An 18048-nucleotide genomic window follows, 5' to 3' on the forward strand; every position below is an offset into this window, starting at 1 on the left:
TTGACGCCGGTCTCGAACGATCTAAATCGGATGAAAGCGGAAATCCGGAAAGAGACCGGCTGTTACCGAGCAGGGCAAGCGACGGAGACGGCAAACAAATCCCGAATATCGGACGGGACGAGAACACTCTTTGTCGCCGATGGGTTTATGCGGATTGACGAGACAAACGATCAACATGGCATTGTCAGCCAGTCAGGTGCAGGAGCACCTTCGAGGAGTAGCGGCGGGTCTTCTCACACCATTGAACGGTGAGTTAGAGATCGAGCACGGAAAGCTCAGTGAAAACGCCGAAACACTCTATCAAGAGGGGATCAGAACGTTCCTCGCGACCGCGAACATAAGCGAATATCATTCCCTCTCGCAGAGAGAGCGAATCGACGCCGCGGAGACGGCGGTCGATGCTCTCCCCGAGGACACCTGCGTGCTCGCCGGCGTCGGCGGAAGCACGAGCAACGCCACCGAACTCGTCCGTGAATACGAGCGGATCGGCGTCGACGCCATGATGATCATGCCGCCGGATCACACATACCTTCACGAAGAGGGGTTGCTGGAGTATTACCGCAAACTCGCTGCAGCTACTGATCGGCCACTCGTGCCGTACGTCCGCGGCTTCGATCCCTCGATCGAATATCTCGGCAAACTCACGCGGGTCGACGGTATCGTCGGAATCAAATACGCGCTTCCGGATGCCGTGAAGTTGGGTGCTGGCGTTGCAGCCGGTGACGACGATGTCGTGTGGGTCAACGGCCTCGCCGAACCGTTCGCGGTCGCGTTCTGGGCCGAAGGGGCGGAAGGGTTCTCTGCCGGTGTGAGCAACTTCCGCCCGGAGGTCGGCCTCGAGCTGTTCGATGCCCTGTCGAACGGGGAGTGGGAACGGGCTCGGGAACTGCGGAACATCTGTCTCCCGTATCAAAACTTCCGTGACCAGACCGGGACGGAAAACGAGATTCCGGGGGCGATCAGTATTCCGGCCGTCAAGAAAGGACTCGAGCTCGCCGGACTCCACGGCGGCGAAGTCCGCGAGCCGATTCGCTCTCTCTCGGAGGAGGACGAGCGACGCGCCGAAGAGCTGTACGGCGAACTCGACGACGATATCGCTCGCCTCGTCGAGTAAAGACGGTTCGGTTCGAACGGGACAGCGCGGAAGCGACCGAGACGAGTTTTTCGACCGCGAACGCCGAGGCGTTTCGAGTCGATCGGTTGCGGACGGAGTTACGAGGACACCGACCGACCGCCCGAAAGCTTTAGCAGTCTGAAATAGCATGGGAAGATATGACGGTTGGAAGCGCAATAATCGATTGTCTCGTCGATGAAGGGATCACGACGCTGTTCGGAATTCCGGGGAAGCAAACGCTACCGATGAACGAGGCAGTCAGCGACCGAGACGACGTCGAGTTCGTGATGGCGCGCCACGAGACGGTCGTTTCCCACAACGCGTGGGGATACGCGGAGTCGAGCGGTGAGATGGCTGCAACCGTGGTCATCCCCGGCCCGGGGGACATGAACGCGATGAACGGGCTGAAGAACGCGCTCAACGACTGTACGCCGCTGATCCATATTTCGGTCGAAACGGAACCGGAGGTCCGCGGCGGCGACGGCATTCACGAGACGCCGCCCGACACGTACGACAACGTCGTCAAGGAGAACGTACTCGTCGAGACGCCACAGAGTACGATCGCGGAACTCCGCCGTGCGATCCGCATCGCCAGGACTCCGCCGAAGGGCCCCGTTCGAATCGGCGTTCCGAAAAACTTCCTCCCGATGGAGGTCGAATTGGCCGCGGCCGATGGGATCGTGCCTGTCAAGCCCCCTACGGCTCCCGACGAGAAGGTATCGGAAGCAGTGTCGCTGCTCGCCGACGCCGATGCACCCGTCATCGTCGCCGGCGGTGGTGTTCGAGCCGCAGCGGCGTCGGCCGAGCTCCGAGACGTCGCCGAGCGACTCGATGCGCCGGTCGTGACTACGTATAAAGGAAAGGGAACGTTCCCGGAGGACCATCCCCTCTCGGCGGGCGTTCTCTGTGGCGGATCGAGTACGGAGCTGCGGGCACTGCTGGGAGATGCCGACGCCGCCCTCGGTGTCGGCACCGACTTCGACGCCGTGAGTACGAACAAGTGGGCCGTGGATCTCCCCGAATCGGTCGTTCACGTGACGCTCGACGCCTCTGACATTGGCACCAACTACGACCCGGCGGTGAGTATCGCGGCGGACGCCGCACGGACGCTCGCTGCGCTTGACGACTCGTTGGCCGATCGCACGATCTCGAGCGGATCGGGGACGGATCGCGCGCGATCGGTCCGCAAGTCCGATCGAAATCGAATAGCCGAGCTCCTGGAGACGGACGAAGCGCCGCTCTCGTCCGTTGCTGCGCTCAACGCCATCCGTAACGCAGCACCGAGAAACACTATCGTAACGGCGGACGCCGGTGGATCGCGCGTATGGACCGTCGTGACGTTCCCCGCATACGATTCCAGGAGCTACGTCAACCCCGGCTCGTGGGCGACGATGGGGACCGGACTCCCGTCGGCGATCGGTGCCCGCGCCGCGAATCCCGATCGGCCGGTACTCACCATCGTCGGCGACGGCGGATTGATGATGAGCGTCCACGAACTCCATACGCTCGTCGACGAGGGTATCGACGTCACCGTCGTCGTCCTCAACAACAGCGACTACGCCATCATCTCCGAAGAGGCCGAACGCAGTTATCGGATGTCCACGAGCGAGTACGGCTGGACCGACGCGCCCCTCGACTTCCAGACGATCGCCCGGGGTATCGGCCTCGAGGCGCACGCTGCCGAGACGCCGGCGCAACTCGAATCGGCCGTCGCGAACGCGTTCGAGAACGACGGCCCAACTCTCATCGAAGTTCCGACCGACCCGACCGAACCACAGGCCGGCGTTTACATGACGAAATGACCGTTCCACAGTATCGGCAGGTGCACTGAACGGACCATCGAATGATCCGAGGCCGCGCTCGATCATTGCGGTTCGTGGAGTTATTTCGGTCCGTCTGATCGCGCGTTCCGTAATTTTGTTCCCCGCTGAAGAACACCGAGGGGCATTTCGATCGGTGATTCGGCTCGATTCCGAGAGAACCGACAGGTCGGAGGGTCGGTTCGATTTCATTGCGATCGAGATTTGTTCCTGATAGGGGAACGGTAGACAAGCACTGAGTCACAAACATATAGTTGTAAAGGAGAGGGGCAGTCCTCGATCTACAATGATGCCATTGTATATCTGCAGGCTCGATGGCTACCGTACTATTGAGCGTCCAACGAGGACGGAGCACCCGTCATATCATTCCCCTGCGGGGAACATAATGGTCCCGTCCGAGGCTGCGATTAGGTTTGACGGCGATGGGGACATCGATCGTCCGACAACGGATTATCAACCGGAGAAACATTCATCCACGACGCCCTCTCGTGAAGGGGAGGAACAGGCTTATCAATTGAGACGAAGAGATCGGTACCATGTACTCCGACTTCGCCGATCGGTTGGCGACAACCATGTGGCAGGACTTCGATCGCACGCCGTCACGAGACGACAATCCCGCCGAAATTACCGATGTTTCCACCGTCGTTGTCGACGGCAATTTCCCGTGGACGATCGTAACGGTCGAAACTGATACCGGTGTGACCGGGGTCGGCGAAGCGTATCCGTCACCGGGAGTCCACGAGGTGATCACGGACTATTTCGAGCCCGTCCTGCGGGGAGAGAACCCGCTGGACGTCGAACGACTGTACAACCTCATGCGGGCCAGTCTCTCCGGTCGAGGGTCCCAGCAGGGGATCGGGACCATTGCGATCAGCGGTATCGAACTCGCTCTCTGGGATACCGCCGGAAAGCTCCTCGATCAGCCGGTCTATCAACTCCTGGGCGGGAAGATGCGGGACGAGGTTCGGATGTACGCCGACTGCCACGGCGGAGAGGGAATGGTCGCGGCCGCCCGCAACGACCAACGAACGGAGACCTACGAAGCGGAGGCGTATGCGCGTTCGGCGCGCGACGCGGTCGACGACGGCTACGAAATCGTGAAGTTCGATCTCGACGTGCCGTCCGGCCGAGACATCGACACCCTCTCTCGTCACCTCGACGAACCGGAACTGGAACACAAGCGGCGCCTCGTCGAGGCCGTCACCGACGAAGTCGGCGACGAGGCCGAAGTCGCGGTCGACCTCCACTGGAACCTCAGCGTCGAGGCGGCCGAACGGCTCTGTGCGATCCTCGAACCGTACGACCTCGCGTGGATCGAAGACCCGATCCCGCCGGAGAACGAGTCGGCGATGACGAGGCTGAACCGGAGCGTCGATCAACAACTGCTCACCGGCGAGAATCGCTACGGCCGACACGGGTTCCGCGACCTCGTCGAACGGCAATCGGTCGCCTTCGTCGCACCCGATATCCCGAAGACGGGCGGTATCGCCGAGACGAAGAAAATCGCCGAACTCGCGGAAACGTCCTACATGACGCTCGCTCCGCACAACATCGGGAGCCCCGTCGCGACGATGGCGGGCGTCCACGTCGGCGCGTCGGTCCCGAATTTCCTCGGGCTGGAGTTTCACGCCCGCGACGTTCCGTGGTGGGACGACCTGGTCGACACCGATGAACCGCTCATTCGGAACGGATATATCGACGTTCCGGACGATCCCGGGCTCGGCATCGAACTCGACTGGGATGTCGTCGAGACCCACCGCAAGCGATAGTCACACGCCGAGAGATGCCGGACGAGGTCGAGCAAACGACGGAAGATATATGTCACCATATATCACATCGGAGAACGAATGCCACCGACTATTACGCGCATCGAATCGATAGAGTTCGCGTACGAACTGACCGACGTCGGATACAGTCCGAACGGCTTTAGCGTCGTCTACGAACCGGGGTCCTCGACCGAGCGACGGTTGTTCGCACTCCGCATTCACACGGACGAGGGGATCACCGGCGAGTACGTCGGTGGGAACTCGCCCGCGGCCGCACAGATAAACATGGTCGCCGACTACCTGATCGGCGAAAATCCGCTCGAGCGCGAGCGCCACTGGAGCGCGATGAAACGCGCCCTGCGAAAGTACGACTGGATGGGACTGGGGCCGCTGGATATCGCGCTCTGGGATTTCGCCGGAAAGTACCGAAACGCTCCGATCCACGAGCTACTCGGAACGTACCGCGAGTCGTTTCCCGGCTACGCCTCGACGTATCAGGGAGACAAGAACGGTGGCCTGGATTCTCCGGCGGCGTTCGCCGATTTCGCCGAGGAGTGTCTCGAGATGGGGTATCCGGCGTTCAAGATACACGATTGGGGCGGCGACTGGACCGACCCAGCGGAGACGGCCGAGGCGGTCAGGGCGGTCGGGGACAGGGTCGGCGACCGGATGGACCTGATGCTCGACCCCGCCTGCGAGCCGTCGACTTTCGCCGACGCGCTGAAGATGGGGAAGGCCTGCGACGACGCGAACTTCCTCTGGTACGAGGATCCGTACCGCGACGGCGGCGTTTCGCAGCACGCTCATCGGAAACTCAGACAGAAACTCGAGACACCGCTGCTACAGACGGAACACGTCCGAGGCGTGGAACCGCACGCGGACTTCGTCGCTGCCGAGGCGACCGATTTCGTCCGCGCCGACCCCGAATACGATGGGGGAATTACCGGTGCGATGAAGATCGCTCGCATCGCCGAGGGGTTTGGCCTGGACGTGGAATACCACGCGCCCGGCCCCGCCCACCGGCAGTGCCTCGCGGCGACGCGAAACAGCAACTACTACGAGGTCGCGTTGGTTCATCCGGACTGTCAGAATACCCAGCCGCCGGTGTACGCGAACGGTTACTCCGACTCGATCGATACGATCGACGGCGACGGCTTCGTTACCGTTCCGGATGGACCGGGGCTCGGAGTCGAATACGATTGGGATAAGATCCTCGCGCGCGAAACCGGACGACGAGTGTACGAATAGGTTCCTATCGGGACGGACCGGTAATTCGGGGACAACCGTCGTGTAGACGCCCGGAAGGACACTGGATTCGAGACCCGGGAACGGTCAGTGGGGCTCGTCCCTGAATTACCGGACCGGCGCGAATTGCACGGTCACGACGACAATCTCCCCGTCGTGGGATGAGTATGCTCCCGAAAAGCTTTAGGTCGCCTGTGAGTGGTACGACGTATGAGCACTGAAGAGCGTCTGGGAGACGTTCGAGTCGGTGTCCGAACACGATCCCTTTCGGAGTCGCGGTTACAGTACGTCCGTCAGCTCGGTGCGACGGACATCTTCGTCGACCACGCCGATACGGAAGAAGAGCCCGACGCGTTCAACGATCGCGACGGATCCGATACCATCGCGGTCGGCCCGGATCAGATCCCGTCAGTCAGCGAACTGACTGCCGCCCGCGAACGGGTGGAAGACGCCGGACTCTCGTTGACCGGCGTTCACTCGCTCCCGTACTCGATGTACGGCGATATCATGTTCGACCGAGACGGGGCGGACGAAGCGATCGACCAGATCTCGACGCTCATCTGGAACCTCGGGGAAGCGGACATTCCGATACTGGGGTATCAGTGGAACCCCCGGAGCGTCGTTCCCATGCGGACGTCCCCGGTCGAAATCCGCGGCGAGGCCGAGGGAACCGCGTTCGACCTGGACGAACTCGACGACCCGCACGAGCTCGCACCGGGCCTCGACCGAGAGTACACCGAAGAGGAGTTCTGGGACAATTACCGGTACTTCCTTGAGTCGGTGCTCCCGGTCGCGGAGGAGGCCGGGGTCGACCTCGCCCTCCATCCGGTAGACCCGCCGGTTCTCGAATCCCTCGCCGGCATTCCGCGGTTGTTCCGCAGCGTCGAGAACTTCGAACGGGGAATGGAACTCGTCCCGAGCGATAACCACGGGTTGAAGCTCTGTCTCGGATGCTTCTCTCAGATGGGAGAAGACATCACTGACGTAATCCAGCGGTTCGGTGAGCGGGATCAGATCGTCTTCGTCCACTTCCGCGACGTCGTCGGAACGGTACCGGAGTTCCACGAAACGTTCGTCGATAGCGGGAACTTCGATCCAGCCGAAGCCGTTCGAGCGCTCAACGACATCGGCTTCGAGGGAGCAGTCCTTCCGGATCACGTTCCGGAGATGGTCGGCGACGATGACTGGCGACACCGCGCTCGCGGGTTCACCGTCGGATATCTCCGCGGCGTCATCGATACGGTTCGATCCGAACGGATTGGGCAGAGAGCCGAGACGGAGTAATACCAAGCACATCTGGACGGTCCGGTCGACCAGCACGGCTCGCGGCAGCGTCCGGAAGCGAAACCGTCAAAGAACTCGAGATGTGGCGACTTACGTCCCATCGGTCGAATACGCGTACGGCGCAGGTGCGACAATTGCCGCACCAAACTTTATTAGATATCGTGCAGTGTATTGACACTACCCATGGCATGCCCTCGATGTGACGTGAGTCAGAATAGGCCGTGCGAACACTCCCAGTACCAGTGTGACGAGTGCGGTTACGTCCCGGTGCAGGGTGCAGATTAAATCAGTGATACGTCCAATGATTACGTTGGTGAAACCCCACTACATCACGCCGCTATGCGGAGAAATGATCCGTAACTATTTAATAGATGTCCGAAGGTGTGTCACGTATGGACATCGCCCGTGTAGATAGCTATGCATTATCATCGCCGATCGATCCACCGCAAGACCGCTCGTTCCACGGCGGCACCCGACGGTTGAACAAGCGAGACGTCGTTCTCGTCGTTCTGGAAACGCGTGACGGGGAACAGGGATTCGCTACCGCCGGTGCGAGTAGCTCCGCGATGCGCGAGTACTTCGAAGGCGACTCACAGGGAACGTTCGCCGACGTTCTCGGTGGTACCGTCGCCGACGCGCTCGAGGGAGAGACGATCACCGAGGTGACCGACGCCCACGATCTGATCTCCGATACGAACCTTCCGGCACACCTCCAGACGGAGGCGATCTCGGCGGTCGACGTCGCGTTGTGGGACCTCCGAGGAAAGGAACTTGGCACGCCCGTTTACGACCTGCTCACCGACGAATACGAGACGGAGCCGGCTGAGGAAATGCCGCTCTACGCCAGCGGCGGGATGTACATGGAGCCCGAAGGCTACGTCGAGCAAGCCGAGGTCCTCGAGGAGGAGGGGTTCTTCGGCTACAAGTATCGTCCCGGGATCGGACCGGACGGGGATCGGCGGACGGTCGAGCAGCTCGCCGCGGCGACCGACGAGATGGCGTTCATGCTCGACGTCCACACGTGGTGGAAGCTCCGGAGCTCGTACGGGGACGATACCGTTCAGAATCTCGTCGAACACGCTGCACGTGAAGGTGCGTTCTGGATCGAAGAACCGGTGGAGCCGGACGATCACGAGGGGTATACCTCATTAGCGGAGCACGGTGCACCGCTCGCGGGCGGCGAAAGCAAAGAGTCCCCGTCCGGGCTCGTCGAACTGGGAGAAACCGGTGCCGTCGACTTCCTTCAGGGCGACGTGCGGCATCACGAGGGGTTCTCGGGTTGTCGTCCTGCGATCGAGTTCTGTCGCGGTCGTGACGTCGAGTTCGTTCCCCATAACTTCGGCACGTGGCTCGGACTGATCGCCAACGCCCATCTCGTCGCCGCAGCCCCGGAAGTGCGGCTGCTGGAGTATCCGGTCTTCGAAAACGATCCGACGATTGACGGTCGACCCGATCCCGGCATGTATCCGTTCGAGCTCGCGTTCGATATTATCGACGGCGAACCGGACATCGATAACGGGACGCTGACCGTACCGGACGGACCCGGCCTCGGAGTCGATGTGAACCTCGACGTGATCCGGGACTACCCGTTCGCCGACGGACCGTGGACGGAGTTCCACTACGACGAGGACGAGTAACCGCCTCGAGGCGGCGGCGGTCGAACCGAAGGCTGTCGACTACTGGCCTACAGTTCTTCGCGGACCTGCTCGGCAACGTGCTCACCGAACGGAAGGGAACACGTCAGCCCAGGTGAGACGGCGTTGAGCACATGGAGGGAGCGTGGTCCGTCTTGGACCATCGGATCCTTCACCAGTTCGCCGTTTCCGTCGACGAGCTGAGCGCGTACACCGGCGTAACTGCGGACGAAATCCTGAGCGCGCGCCTCGGGGACGAGGTTCCGGGAGGCCTTGACGAACGCCTTCTTTTTGTATGATTTGTTCAACTCCTCCCACGCGACTTTCATCATTTTCGGCTCCATCATCAGCTTCCAAAACCCGCCGTAGCTGAGCACGTCGCGAAGTTCGCCGAGATCGAACTCCGTATTCCGGTACGCCTCACGAGCGAACGCGAGCACTGCATTGGGACCGACGATGACCTTTCCGTCGGTTCGGCGCGTATAGTGGACGCCGAGAAACGGCAATTCGGGGTCCGGCGTCGGATATATCATCGTGTTACAGAGGTGCCGGCGTTCGGGAACGAGTTCGTAGTAGTCGCCTCGGAAGGGGATAATCTGGTACCCCGTTCCCACTCCGACTTCCGCGGCGAGCTTGTCGGCATAGAGACCGGCCGCGTTAACGAAGTAGTCGCCGTTGATCGTTCCCTTATCGGTCCGGACCCGGACGTCGGAGGACGAGGCGGACACCGATTCCACGGTATGCCCCATGTAGAAGTCGACACCGGCGTTCTTGGCCTCTTTGGCGAGTTCATAGACGTACTGCTGGGAATCGACGGACGCGGCCTCCGGACAGTACAATGCGGCGCGACCCTGCGCGTGAGGCTCGCGCTCCTCGAGCTCTTCCGAGCCGATGATTTCGGTCTCGACTCCATTGGCGTCGGCCTGTTGCTGAATCGACGATAGCCGGCGCTCTTCGGCGGCGGTAGTAGCGACGACGACGACGCCGAACTCCCGAAGGGGGATATCTCGTTCGTTCGCGTACGCTTTCATCCGAGTCGTCCCTTCGGTAGCGAACCGCGCCTTCGTGGACCCCGGTTCATAGTTGAAACCGGGGTGAAGAACACCGGAGTTCCGCCCGCTTTGATGTGCGGCGAGCCGGTGTTCCTTTTCGACCAGAGCGATGTCCAGTTCGCGGTCTTCCGCGAGATGTTTCGCGGTCGAACAGCCGACACAGCCGCCGCCGACGATAACGATATCGTACTTGGGCATACCACACGATTGCCGTTCTAAGTAGTAAAACTGACGACTGTCTCGCGATAGGCAATCCGTGACTCGTACAGCTCGAATTCGGCGCGAATAGTTTCGGATGCCGCTCCGGAAACGCGCCCACCGTTTCTGGACGCACCCCTCTCCCTACCGGCGATGATCGGTCTAGTTCCCGTCTACCGAATGCGTACAACCATATGATTGTAATTTATTCTCGAGGGCGCGGGTAAGTATTACGCCAAGCAGGGATTTGTGAGATTGGATAGCGGCGATAAGTATCGTTGCTGAGAATGGGCGAATGATCCGGAGAAATCCGCGCTCATGCCTAATCTCGAGCGGGAATACGAGGTTCCCAGTGGGTCCGTGTCAGCCCGAGAAGTTCCCCTAGCGGGAACAGATTTATATGAATGAACCACAATCATTGTTAGTATGGCAAACGCTCCCAACGAACGCCCCGGACGCAGGATACGGTCGGTGGAAATAGCGTTCACCATCCTCAAAACGATCCGAAAGCGGGATCGGATCACCGTCACGGAACTGGCGAACGAGCTCGGCCATTCGAAAAGCACCGTTCACAGTCACCTCCGAACGCTCGAGGATCAGGAGATCATCGTCCGTGAGGGGAACGGATACCGGTTGGGACTGCAGATCCTCGATATGGCCAACGACGTCCGAGAGCAGGCGTGTAACTACAACGTCATCGTCGAGAAGGTCGACGAACTGGCGAACGAAACGGGAGAGATTGCTCAGTTCGGGCTCGAAGAGCACGGTCAGTTAGCGTATCTGTACAAAGCGAGGGGGGAGCACGCAGTCGAGACGGCGTCGCGTATCGGTCAGAAACAACCGATCTACTCGACATCGCTTGGAAAGGCCATCCTCGCACACCTGCCGTCCGACCGGACCGAAGAAATCGTCTCCACTGCCGAATTCACGCCGCGCGGTCCGAACACGATTACGAACGAACGGGAACTCTACGAGAATCTCGAGACGATCGCCGAGCGGGGCTATGCGATCGATGACGAAGAGAACATCGAGGGGCTCCGATGCGTCGCCGCTCCGATCAAAAACGACGAGATAATACACGGGGCCATCAGCGTCACTGGACCGGCCAGTCGAATCACCGACGAGCGCCTGCACGGCGAAATCGCCGAAAGTGTTCAACGGGCCGCGAACGTGATCGAACTCAACACGAAATTTTCCTAGGGGAAACCGGATTTTCGGACCGATACCCGGTCACAGTCGTCAGTAATTCATATACACCGTCTTCGTCGTGGTAAAGAAGTCGAGACCCGCGTCACCTTGCTCGCGATACGTGTTCGTCGACGAGTCCTTGTATCCGCCGAAGGGAACGTGGAGTTCGAGCCCGGTCGTCTTCTCGTTGACCTTCGCGACGCCCGCTTCCACCGCATCGACGAAGCGGTTCGCTTCGGTGAGATCCTGCGTCACGATGCTCGCCGAGAGCCCGTAATCGACGTCGTTCGCGACCGCGACCGCCTCCTCGAAGTCGCTGACCTTCACTACGGCGAGAACCGGTCCGAACACCTCCTCCTGTGCGATTCGCATCTCGCTTTCGACCTCGGTAACGACGGTCGGTTCGACGAAGAACCCACCGTCGTACTCGTCGCCGGTGCATTCGTTGCCACCGGTCTGCAGAGTCGCGCCGTCGTCGCGAGCGATGTCGACGTACTCGAGCGTCGAATCGAGTTCACCGCGACTGACGTGTGGACCCATGTCCGGATCGTTCAGTCCGGGCCCGATCTCGAGCGACTCCGCGTAGTCGGTGATCGCCTCGACGAATTCGTCGTATACGTCCTCGTGGACGATCGCGCGGGAACAGGCGGTACAGGACTGACCAGTCGTTCCGAACGCCCCGACGCCGACGATATCGACGGCGCTGTCGATGTCGGCGCTGGGCATGACGACCGTAGGGTTCTTGCCGCCCATTTCGCACTGGACTCGCTTCAGGTCGTCCGCTGCTGACTGCGCGACCGCCGTGCCGACCGACGTGCTTCCGGTGAACGAGACGCCGTCGATCTCATCGTGGGCAGCCAGGGGCGCACCGACCTCACTTCCGGATCCCGTGACGAGATTCGCGACTCCGGACGGGAGTCCGGCCTTGTCGAGACATTCGAAAATGATTCGAGTCATGCTCGGCGCCTGCGAAGCCGGCTTGATGACGACCGTGTTTCCGGCCGCAAGCGCAGGGGCCAGTTTCCAGGCAGGAATCGCGATCGGGTAATTCCACGGTGTGATGAGTCCAACGGTGCCGAGCGGTTCTCGCTTCGTGTACAGTTCGGAGGCCGGCGCGCTCGACGCCTTCGACGTTCCGCCGAGATCGCGGGATTTCTCCGCGTAATAACGGAAGATGTCGATCGCGCGCTGGACTTCGCCGGCGGCCTCGCTCCGAGTCTTGCCCTCCTCTCGGACGAGCGTTTCCGTTGCCTCGTCCTTGCGTACGGCCAGTGCCTCGCCCGTATCCCTGAGAATTCGACCGCGCTCCGGCCCAGGAGTACCGGCCCAGTCGCCCTGAGCGGCGACCGCCGTTTCGATCGCGTCTTCGACATCCGCCTCCGTTGAGGCCTGATAGGTCCCGATGACTTCGTCGGTATCTGCAGGATTTCGAACGTCGAACGTGTCTCCGCGTTCCGATTCGGTCCACTGTCCGCCAACGTAATTCGTGTACTCTGTCGGCATTCCACTCGCGGATTATCGCTTCTAATATACGGGAATTGGGGTACCGGCTAACATTCGGAAGAAATAATCGGCGGTCGAGCGAAATAGACTCCGGAGTCACTCACTGCACCCTATCTCTCGTATCCCGACTTCCGGTCATGATGTTATCCGAACAATGGCCGCCAACACATAACCGTTCTTTCTATAGAGGACAGTTTCCGAACCGATCAGTGGCAGAGTCAGACCTGTTCGCTCTCGTGGTCGTGTATCGGTGAGCTGTGTCCAGACGGTTTCTCGCGAACGACTCGCAGAAGAGGTCGTTTGCGGCCATCGAGACGCGCCGTCAGCCGCTTTCGGGCTCGTACGTCTCTGTCTCGTCGAAGTCGACAGGCCTCATAGATTCGCCCCCGTCGATCCGCCGTCGATCAGCACGCTCTCCCCGTTGATGTACCCCGACAGTGGTGAGGAAAGGAACGCGACAGTGTTCCCAAGTTCCATCGGATCGCCGATCCGGTCGAGAGGGTTGGTCGCCCAGTTGTCGAGTCCCTCCTCGTAGCTGTCGTAGTCACCGCGCTCGACCGCCTGCTCGACGAGGTTCTCGATCCGTTCGGTCTCGTGGGGGCCGGGCAGGACGGCGTTCGTGCGGATGTCCGGAGCGAACTCCTGTGAGAGCGTCTTCTCGAGACCGATGACACTCATGCGGACCGAATTTGACAGCACGAGACTGTCGATAGCCTCCTTGACGCTCCGGGATGTGATGTTCACGATGGTCCCCTCGCCGTCCCTGAGGTGGGGTTCTGCCGCGCGAGCGAGGCGGACGACGCTCATCACGAGCAGATCGTACGCCTCGTACCAGTCCTCGTCCTCGGTGCCTAGGAACGGACCGGACGGGGGACCGCCCGCGCTCGTGACGAGGTGGTCGATCCCGCCGAATTCGTCGACGGTCGTCTCCACCAGTGCCTCGATATCGTCTTCGTTCGTTAGATCGCCCGGCTGGGCGACGACCTGTCCCGTGGCGACGTCCTCGATCTCGGCCTTCGCGGCGTCGAGACGGTCCGCGTCGCGTCCGTTGATGACTACGTTTGCTCCTTCGCGAGCGAGCGCCGTCGCTGAGGCCTTCCCGAGACCGCTCGAGGAGGCCGTGACGAGTGCCGCGTTGTCGGTAAGCTGTAAATCCATCTATTCGTACTCCTCGATGAGAGGGAAAAAAGATTGGTGTTGCGGTGAGGCGCTGTTCAGATAAGGTCTGAAAAGCGAGGCGGTCAGAATTCTAGGTGTCCATGCCAGAACTCAGCCGCCTCAACGGCTCTAGTAGCGGCATTCAATTAGATTTTGTGGAGCGCGAGGCGACACCGCGCGAATTGATGCGATTGAGTATCCAGCTCCATCTGGCCGGATTATCACTTTCGGATACTGTTTCTGTCTTAGAGAGATTCGGTGTCGAACGGGCAAGATCGACGATCCATAATTGGGTGCAGAAAGCCGATTTACAGCCGGCAGCTGGCAAACAGCCGGATCACGTTGCGCTCGACGAAACCGTGATCCAACTCGACGATCAACGCTACTGGCTGTACGCTGCTATCGATCCCAAAACACACGAATTCCTCCACATCAAGTTCTATTCAACGCGTACAACCGCACTCACTGAGATGTTTCTCCGCGAACTCAAAGAGAAACACGACGTCGAAGACGCCGTGTTTCTCGTCGATTCAGCACCCTGGCTCAAAGCTGCACTCCATCATCTTGGGCTCCGATTTCGATACGAAAAACATGGAAATCGGAACGCTGTCGAATGTCTCTTCCAAGAGATAAAGCGACGTACCTCCCAGTTTGGAAACTGTTTCAGAAACGCCAATCCAGCAACTGCTGAAACATGGTTGCAGAGCTACGCATACTGCTGGAACCAGCTAATCTGAACAATGCCCCGATCCTAACGCCAAGCGTTTATGAACGAATATCCCTATTCCCATCTATGGGATTCCCCGGTTCAGCTCCGAATGTGACTCGGGAGGACGTTCGGAGCGTATTTACGCAGGGAGACCACCAGTTTACACCATTTACTGCCGGTGAGATCGCCGAGATACTAGACTGTCCGCAGCAGACTGCAGAACAGAAACTGGACGAACTCGTTGAACAGAGCAACCTTGAGACAAAAGAGATTACTGGTACAGATCGCGTCTGGTGGAGGTCTCTGGACGACGAGATGAATGACACGCAGCCTGATCAGGAAGAGTTCAGTTCCTTTGTGAGCGCTGTCAAGGACTATGCGATCTTCATGCTTGATCCCGACGGCACTGTTATAAGCTGGAATGAAGGCGCGGAACGGATCAAAGGATACGACGCAGACGAAATAATCGGCAAGCACTTTTCGACCTTCTACACGAATGCCGATACCGCTGAGGGTAGGCCTGAAGAAAACCTCGAAGTCGCAGCGGAAGCTGGCCACGTTGAAGATGAAGGCTGGCGCGTCCGCAAAGACGGCTCCCGGTTCTGGGCAAACGTCACGATCACCGCTATCCGCGACGAGGGCGGGACGCTCCAAGGATTCACGAAGGTGACCCGTGACATGACCGAGCGCCGTGAATATGAACAGCAACTGCGCCAGGAGCGCGATCTCACGGAGCAGATTCTCGAAACAGTCCCAATCAGTATCTGCGTAGTAGCGGCTGATGGCAAGCTCGTCCGTGCGAACCGGCGCACGCTGGACCGGCTCGGTATTGAGGACGCGTATCTTTCCGATTATAGCGTCGAATCGTGGCAAATCTACGACACTGAGGGAGAGAGGATTCCAGTTAACGAGTGGCCGTGGCGACAGGTCACCGACACCGGTGAACGTGTGTACGATTTTGAATGCCAGGTCGAACTCCCGAATATTGGTCGCCGCTGGTTGACAATCGATGCTGCACCTCTCGAGACCGAAGAGCAGGATGAACGGCGAGCTATCATTTCCATTGATGATATTACTGATCAGAAAGAACGCGAACAGCAACTCCACCGCCAGTACAAACAAACGGAACAGTTACTGCAGACAGCTCCAATCGCCATCGCAATCCAGAATGCTGAGGGAGAGACAATACTAGCGAATCAGCGGGCGCAAGACGCACTCGGTCTCACTGAACAAGAATTTATCGAGCAACCTGTCGACAGTGGCGAGTGGCAGCTTTATGACGGGGACGGAATGCCACTTGCCTCAGATGAAACCCCATCAGCCCGCGCCTTGGAAACTGGTGAACCGGTGTTTGAGGAAGAGCTAATCATTGAACCACCAAGTGGTGAACAGATGCAATTCCGGGCGAATGCGGCACCGCTCTTCGGCTCCGATGGGACGGTTGACCGTGTCATAACGGCGGGGGAGGACATTACTAAACTGAAAGAACGTGAACAGCAACTCGAACAGCGCAAGACGGAACTTGAAACCGAACTGAGTGAAATCCTAGACAGGGTCTCCGACGCCTTCTACGCGATTGATGACGAATGGCAATTCACCCATCTCAATGACCAGGCCGCCGAACTCATGGAACGGCCCCGAGAGGAGTTACTCGGCTGCAAAGTATGGAAAGTGTTTCCCGAGGCGATAGACGGCGTCTACTGGAAGAAGCTCCAGATGGCAATGGAGACGCAAGAACCAGTTAGCTTTGAGGTGTACGAAGAGGACATTGATGCGTGGTTTGAGTTCAACGTCTACCCATCCAAGTCCGGATTGTCAATTTACTTCCGGGACGTAACCGACCGGGTCGAACGCGAGCGTGAACTGGAACAGTACGAAACCATCGTCAAGACGATCAACGATGGCATCTACGTCAAAGATGAAGACGGCTACTTCACGATGGTCAACGACGCGTATTCAGAACTGACTGGCTACAACCAGGAAACCCTCGTCGGGTCACACGCCTCTCTGGTTGTCGACGAAGCCACGATCAAACAGTCGAAAACGATACTGGAACCTGCTGCCGACCAAGCGGAGTCTCCGACCATAGAGGCAGAAATCCAGACGGCAGCAGGTAACCAGATCCCTGTTGAAGGAACCTTTGCAACCTTACAGGCCAGTGATGAGCGAGAAGAAATCGGTGTGGTCCGAGATATTACCGAGCGCAAAGAGCGTGAGCAGGCGCTCCAAGCGCGTGAACGCCGTCTTAAACGGTACAAGGACTACACCACCGATATTTTGAATGCACTTGATGACCTCTTTTATCTGCTTGACGAGAGCGGTGACCTCCAGCGGTGGAACAAAAGCCTGAGTGATGTGACCAGATTTTCGGATGCAGAAATCGAATCAATGTATGCCCCGGAGTTCTTTGCCGAGGACGAACAGGAATCCATCGCGACCGCTATCCAAGAAGGGTTCAACACCGGTCATACACAGGTCGAAGCCAAGGTCCGTACTAAGGACGGGGATCATATCCCGTACGAGTTCGGTGCTTCGACGCTCGAAGACCCCGACGGAAATACAGTCCTTGCTGGCATCGGCCGCGATATTACTGATCGACGACAGTATGAACGCAAACTCGAGGAATCGAACGAACGCTTAGAACAGTTCGCGTATGCGGCGTCCCACGACCTGCAGGAGCCATTGCGGATGATCACGAGTTACCTGCAACTGCTCGAAAGCCGCTATGCTAACGACCTTGATGAGGATGCAAGAGAGTTCATCGAGTTCGCCGTCGATGGTGCTGATCGGATGCGAAACATGATCGATGGATTGCTCGAGTATTCACGAGTCGAAACACAGGGTGACCCCTTTGAGTCAGTCAACCTAGATACTGTGCTCGAACATGTCTGTGATAATCTAGCGGTGAAAATCGAAGAGACTAATGCCGAAATCACAGCTGAGTCACTTCCTCAGATCGAAGGCGACAGGAGTCAGCTTGAAGCACTCTTTCAAAACCTCTTAAGTAATGCAATTGAGTACAGTGGTGATGAGCCGCCGGAAGTGGAGATTTCGGCTGATCGGAAGCGGTCAAACTGGATGATTTCGGTTCGTGATGAGGGCATTGGGATCGATCCTGATGACCAAGATCGGATCTTCAAGGTATTCCAGCGACTCCACAGCCATGAAGAGCATGCGGGGACAGGGATCGGTCTGTCTCTCTGCCAACGGATCATCGAACGCCATGGCGGTGAGATCTGGGTTGACTCCGAACCAGGCGACGGCACAACATTCTCGTTTACACTCCCTGCGGCGTGAAATGCTTGGAACGTACATCTTCTGTCATTATGGGAGATATCTGCCTCTATTAGGCTTGGTGGTGAAAGAGGTGCGTTGTA

The 18048-nt window shown here is 59.0% G+C and carries 12 protein-coding genes and 1 pseudogene; 9 read left to right on the plus strand and 4 right to left on the minus strand.

Annotation, left to right across the window (positions count from 1 at the left end):
* The first annotated feature begins 175 nt into the window (after positions 1-175).
* From ACT4ML_RS16305 to ACT4ML_RS16330, 6 genes are all read left to right on the plus strand, one after another.
* A complete protein-coding gene (locus ACT4ML_RS16305) occupies positions 176-1114 on the plus strand; it encodes a dihydrodipicolinate synthase family protein (RefSeq protein WP_444721810.1) in 939 nt (312 codons plus the stop codon).
* Between the two features lie 158 nt (positions 1115-1272).
* The gene (locus tag ACT4ML_RS16310; protein WP_444721811.1) at positions 1273-2916 is read left to right on the plus strand and encodes a thiamine pyrophosphate-binding protein; all 1644 of its coding nucleotides are present in this window, start codon (positions 1273-1275) and stop codon (positions 2914-2916) included.
* 554 nt (positions 2917-3470) lie between these two features.
* A complete protein-coding gene (locus ACT4ML_RS16315; RefSeq protein ID WP_444721812.1) occupies positions 3471-4703 on the plus strand; it encodes a mandelate racemase/muconate lactonizing enzyme family protein in 1233 nt (410 codons plus the stop codon).
* 78 nt (positions 4704-4781) lie between these two features.
* Positions 4782-5948 carry an enolase C-terminal domain-like protein gene (locus ACT4ML_RS16320; RefSeq protein ID WP_444721813.1) on the plus strand — a complete coding sequence of 389 codons (1167 nt, stop codon included), beginning with the start codon at positions 4782-4784 and terminating at the stop codon, positions 5946-5948.
* Positions 5949-6155: 207 nt separating this feature from the next.
* Complete coding sequence (locus tag ACT4ML_RS16325; RefSeq protein WP_444721814.1) at positions 6156-7229, plus strand: mannonate dehydratase; 1074 nt, start codon at positions 6156-6158, stop codon at positions 7227-7229.
* Positions 7230-7621: 392 nt separating this feature from the next.
* Positions 7622-8866: a mandelate racemase/muconate lactonizing enzyme family protein gene (locus ACT4ML_RS16330; RefSeq protein WP_444721815.1), complete on the plus strand. Its 1245-nt coding sequence runs from the start codon at positions 7622-7624 to the stop codon at positions 8864-8866.
* Positions 8867-8913: 47 nt separating this feature from the next.
* Here ACT4ML_RS16330 and lhgO read toward each other — a convergent pair whose 3' ends face one another.
* Positions 8914-10113: an L-2-hydroxyglutarate oxidase gene (gene lhgO, locus ACT4ML_RS16335; RefSeq protein WP_444721816.1), complete on the minus strand. Its 1200-nt coding sequence runs from the start codon at positions 10111-10113 to the stop codon at positions 8914-8916.
* A 426-nt stretch (positions 10114-10539) separates the two neighbouring features.
* Here lhgO and ACT4ML_RS16340 point away from each other — a divergent pair, with 426 nt between their 5' ends.
* The gene (locus ACT4ML_RS16340) at positions 10540-11313 is read left to right on the plus strand and encodes an IclR family transcriptional regulator (protein WP_444721817.1); all 774 of its coding nucleotides are present in this window, start codon (positions 10540-10542) and stop codon (positions 11311-11313) included.
* Positions 11314-11352: 39 nt separating this feature from the next.
* On the opposite strand, the gene ACT4ML_RS16345 is transcribed toward ACT4ML_RS16340, so the two are convergent.
* The 3 genes and pseudogenes from ACT4ML_RS16345 to ACT4ML_RS16355 form a co-directional block, all read right to left on the minus strand.
* Positions 11353-12804: an aldehyde dehydrogenase family protein gene (locus ACT4ML_RS16345; protein WP_444721818.1), complete on the minus strand. Its 1452-nt coding sequence runs from the start codon at positions 12802-12804 to the stop codon at positions 11353-11355.
* Between the two features lie 221 nt (positions 12805-13025).
* Positions 13026-13180 (minus strand): annotated as a pseudogene (locus ACT4ML_RS16350) (cupin domain-containing protein); the annotation flags it as partial.
* The gene (locus tag ACT4ML_RS16355) at positions 13177-13962 is read right to left on the minus strand and encodes an SDR family oxidoreductase (RefSeq protein ID WP_444721819.1); all 786 of its coding nucleotides are present in this window, start codon (positions 13960-13962) and stop codon (positions 13177-13179) included. The pseudogene ACT4ML_RS16350 and the gene ACT4ML_RS16355, both read right to left, overlap by 4 nt.
* Positions 13963-14063: 101 nt before the next feature.
* Here ACT4ML_RS16355 and ACT4ML_RS16360 point away from each other — a divergent pair, with 101 nt between their 5' ends.
* On the plus strand, positions 14064-14699 hold the full coding sequence (locus tag ACT4ML_RS16360) for an IS6 family transposase (RefSeq protein WP_444721820.1): 636 nt from the start codon (positions 14064-14066) through the stop codon (positions 14697-14699).
* Between the two features lie 56 nt (positions 14700-14755).
* Positions 14756-17968: a PAS domain-containing sensor histidine kinase gene (locus tag ACT4ML_RS16365; RefSeq protein WP_444721821.1), complete on the plus strand. Its 3213-nt coding sequence runs from the start codon at positions 14756-14758 to the stop codon at positions 17966-17968.
* Positions 17969-18048: the final 80 nt, after the last annotated feature.

It is taken from the genome of Natrinema sp. LN54, from assembly GCF_052439245.1.
Taxonomy (GTDB): Archaea; Halobacteriota; Halobacteria; order Halobacteriales; family Natrialbaceae; genus Natrinema; species Natrinema versiforme_A.

Bases quoted from the DNA above. Each gene is read 5' to 3' on its own strand.
- ACT4ML_RS16305 (WP_444721810.1), top strand. From the start codon at position 176: ATGGCATTGTCAGCCAGTCAGGTGCAGGAGCACCTTCGAGGAGTAGCG.
- ACT4ML_RS16310 (WP_444721811.1), top strand. From the start codon at position 1,273: ATGACGGTTGGAAGCGCAATAATCGATTGTCTCGTCGATGAAGGGATC.
- ACT4ML_RS16315 (WP_444721812.1), top strand. From the start codon at position 3,471: ATGTACTCCGACTTCGCCGATCGGTTGGCGACAACCATGTGGCAGGAC.
- ACT4ML_RS16320 (WP_444721813.1), top strand. From the start codon at position 4,782: ATGCCACCGACTATTACGCGCATCGAATCGATAGAGTTCGCGTACGAA.
- ACT4ML_RS16325 (WP_444721814.1), top strand. From the start codon at position 6,156: ATGAGCACTGAAGAGCGTCTGGGAGACGTTCGAGTCGGTGTCCGAACA.
- ACT4ML_RS16330 (WP_444721815.1), top strand. From the start codon at position 7,622: ATGGACATCGCCCGTGTAGATAGCTATGCATTATCATCGCCGATCGAT.
- lhgO (WP_444721816.1), bottom strand. From the start codon at position 10,113: ATGCCCAAGTACGATATCGTTATCGTCGGCGGCGGCTGTGTCGGCTGT.
- ACT4ML_RS16340 (WP_444721817.1), top strand. From the start codon at position 10,540: ATGGCAAACGCTCCCAACGAACGCCCCGGACGCAGGATACGGTCGGTG.
- ACT4ML_RS16345 (WP_444721818.1), bottom strand. From the start codon at position 12,804: ATGCCGACAGAGTACACGAATTACGTTGGCGGACAGTGGACCGAATCG.
- ACT4ML_RS16355 (WP_444721819.1), bottom strand. From the start codon at position 13,962: ATGGATTTACAGCTTACCGACAACGCGGCACTCGTCACGGCCTCCTCG.
- ACT4ML_RS16360 (WP_444721820.1), top strand. From the start codon at position 14,064: ATGCCAGAACTCAGCCGCCTCAACGGCTCTAGTAGCGGCATTCAATTA.
- ACT4ML_RS16365 (WP_444721821.1), top strand. From the start codon at position 14,756: ATGGGATTCCCCGGTTCAGCTCCGAATGTGACTCGGGAGGACGTTCGG.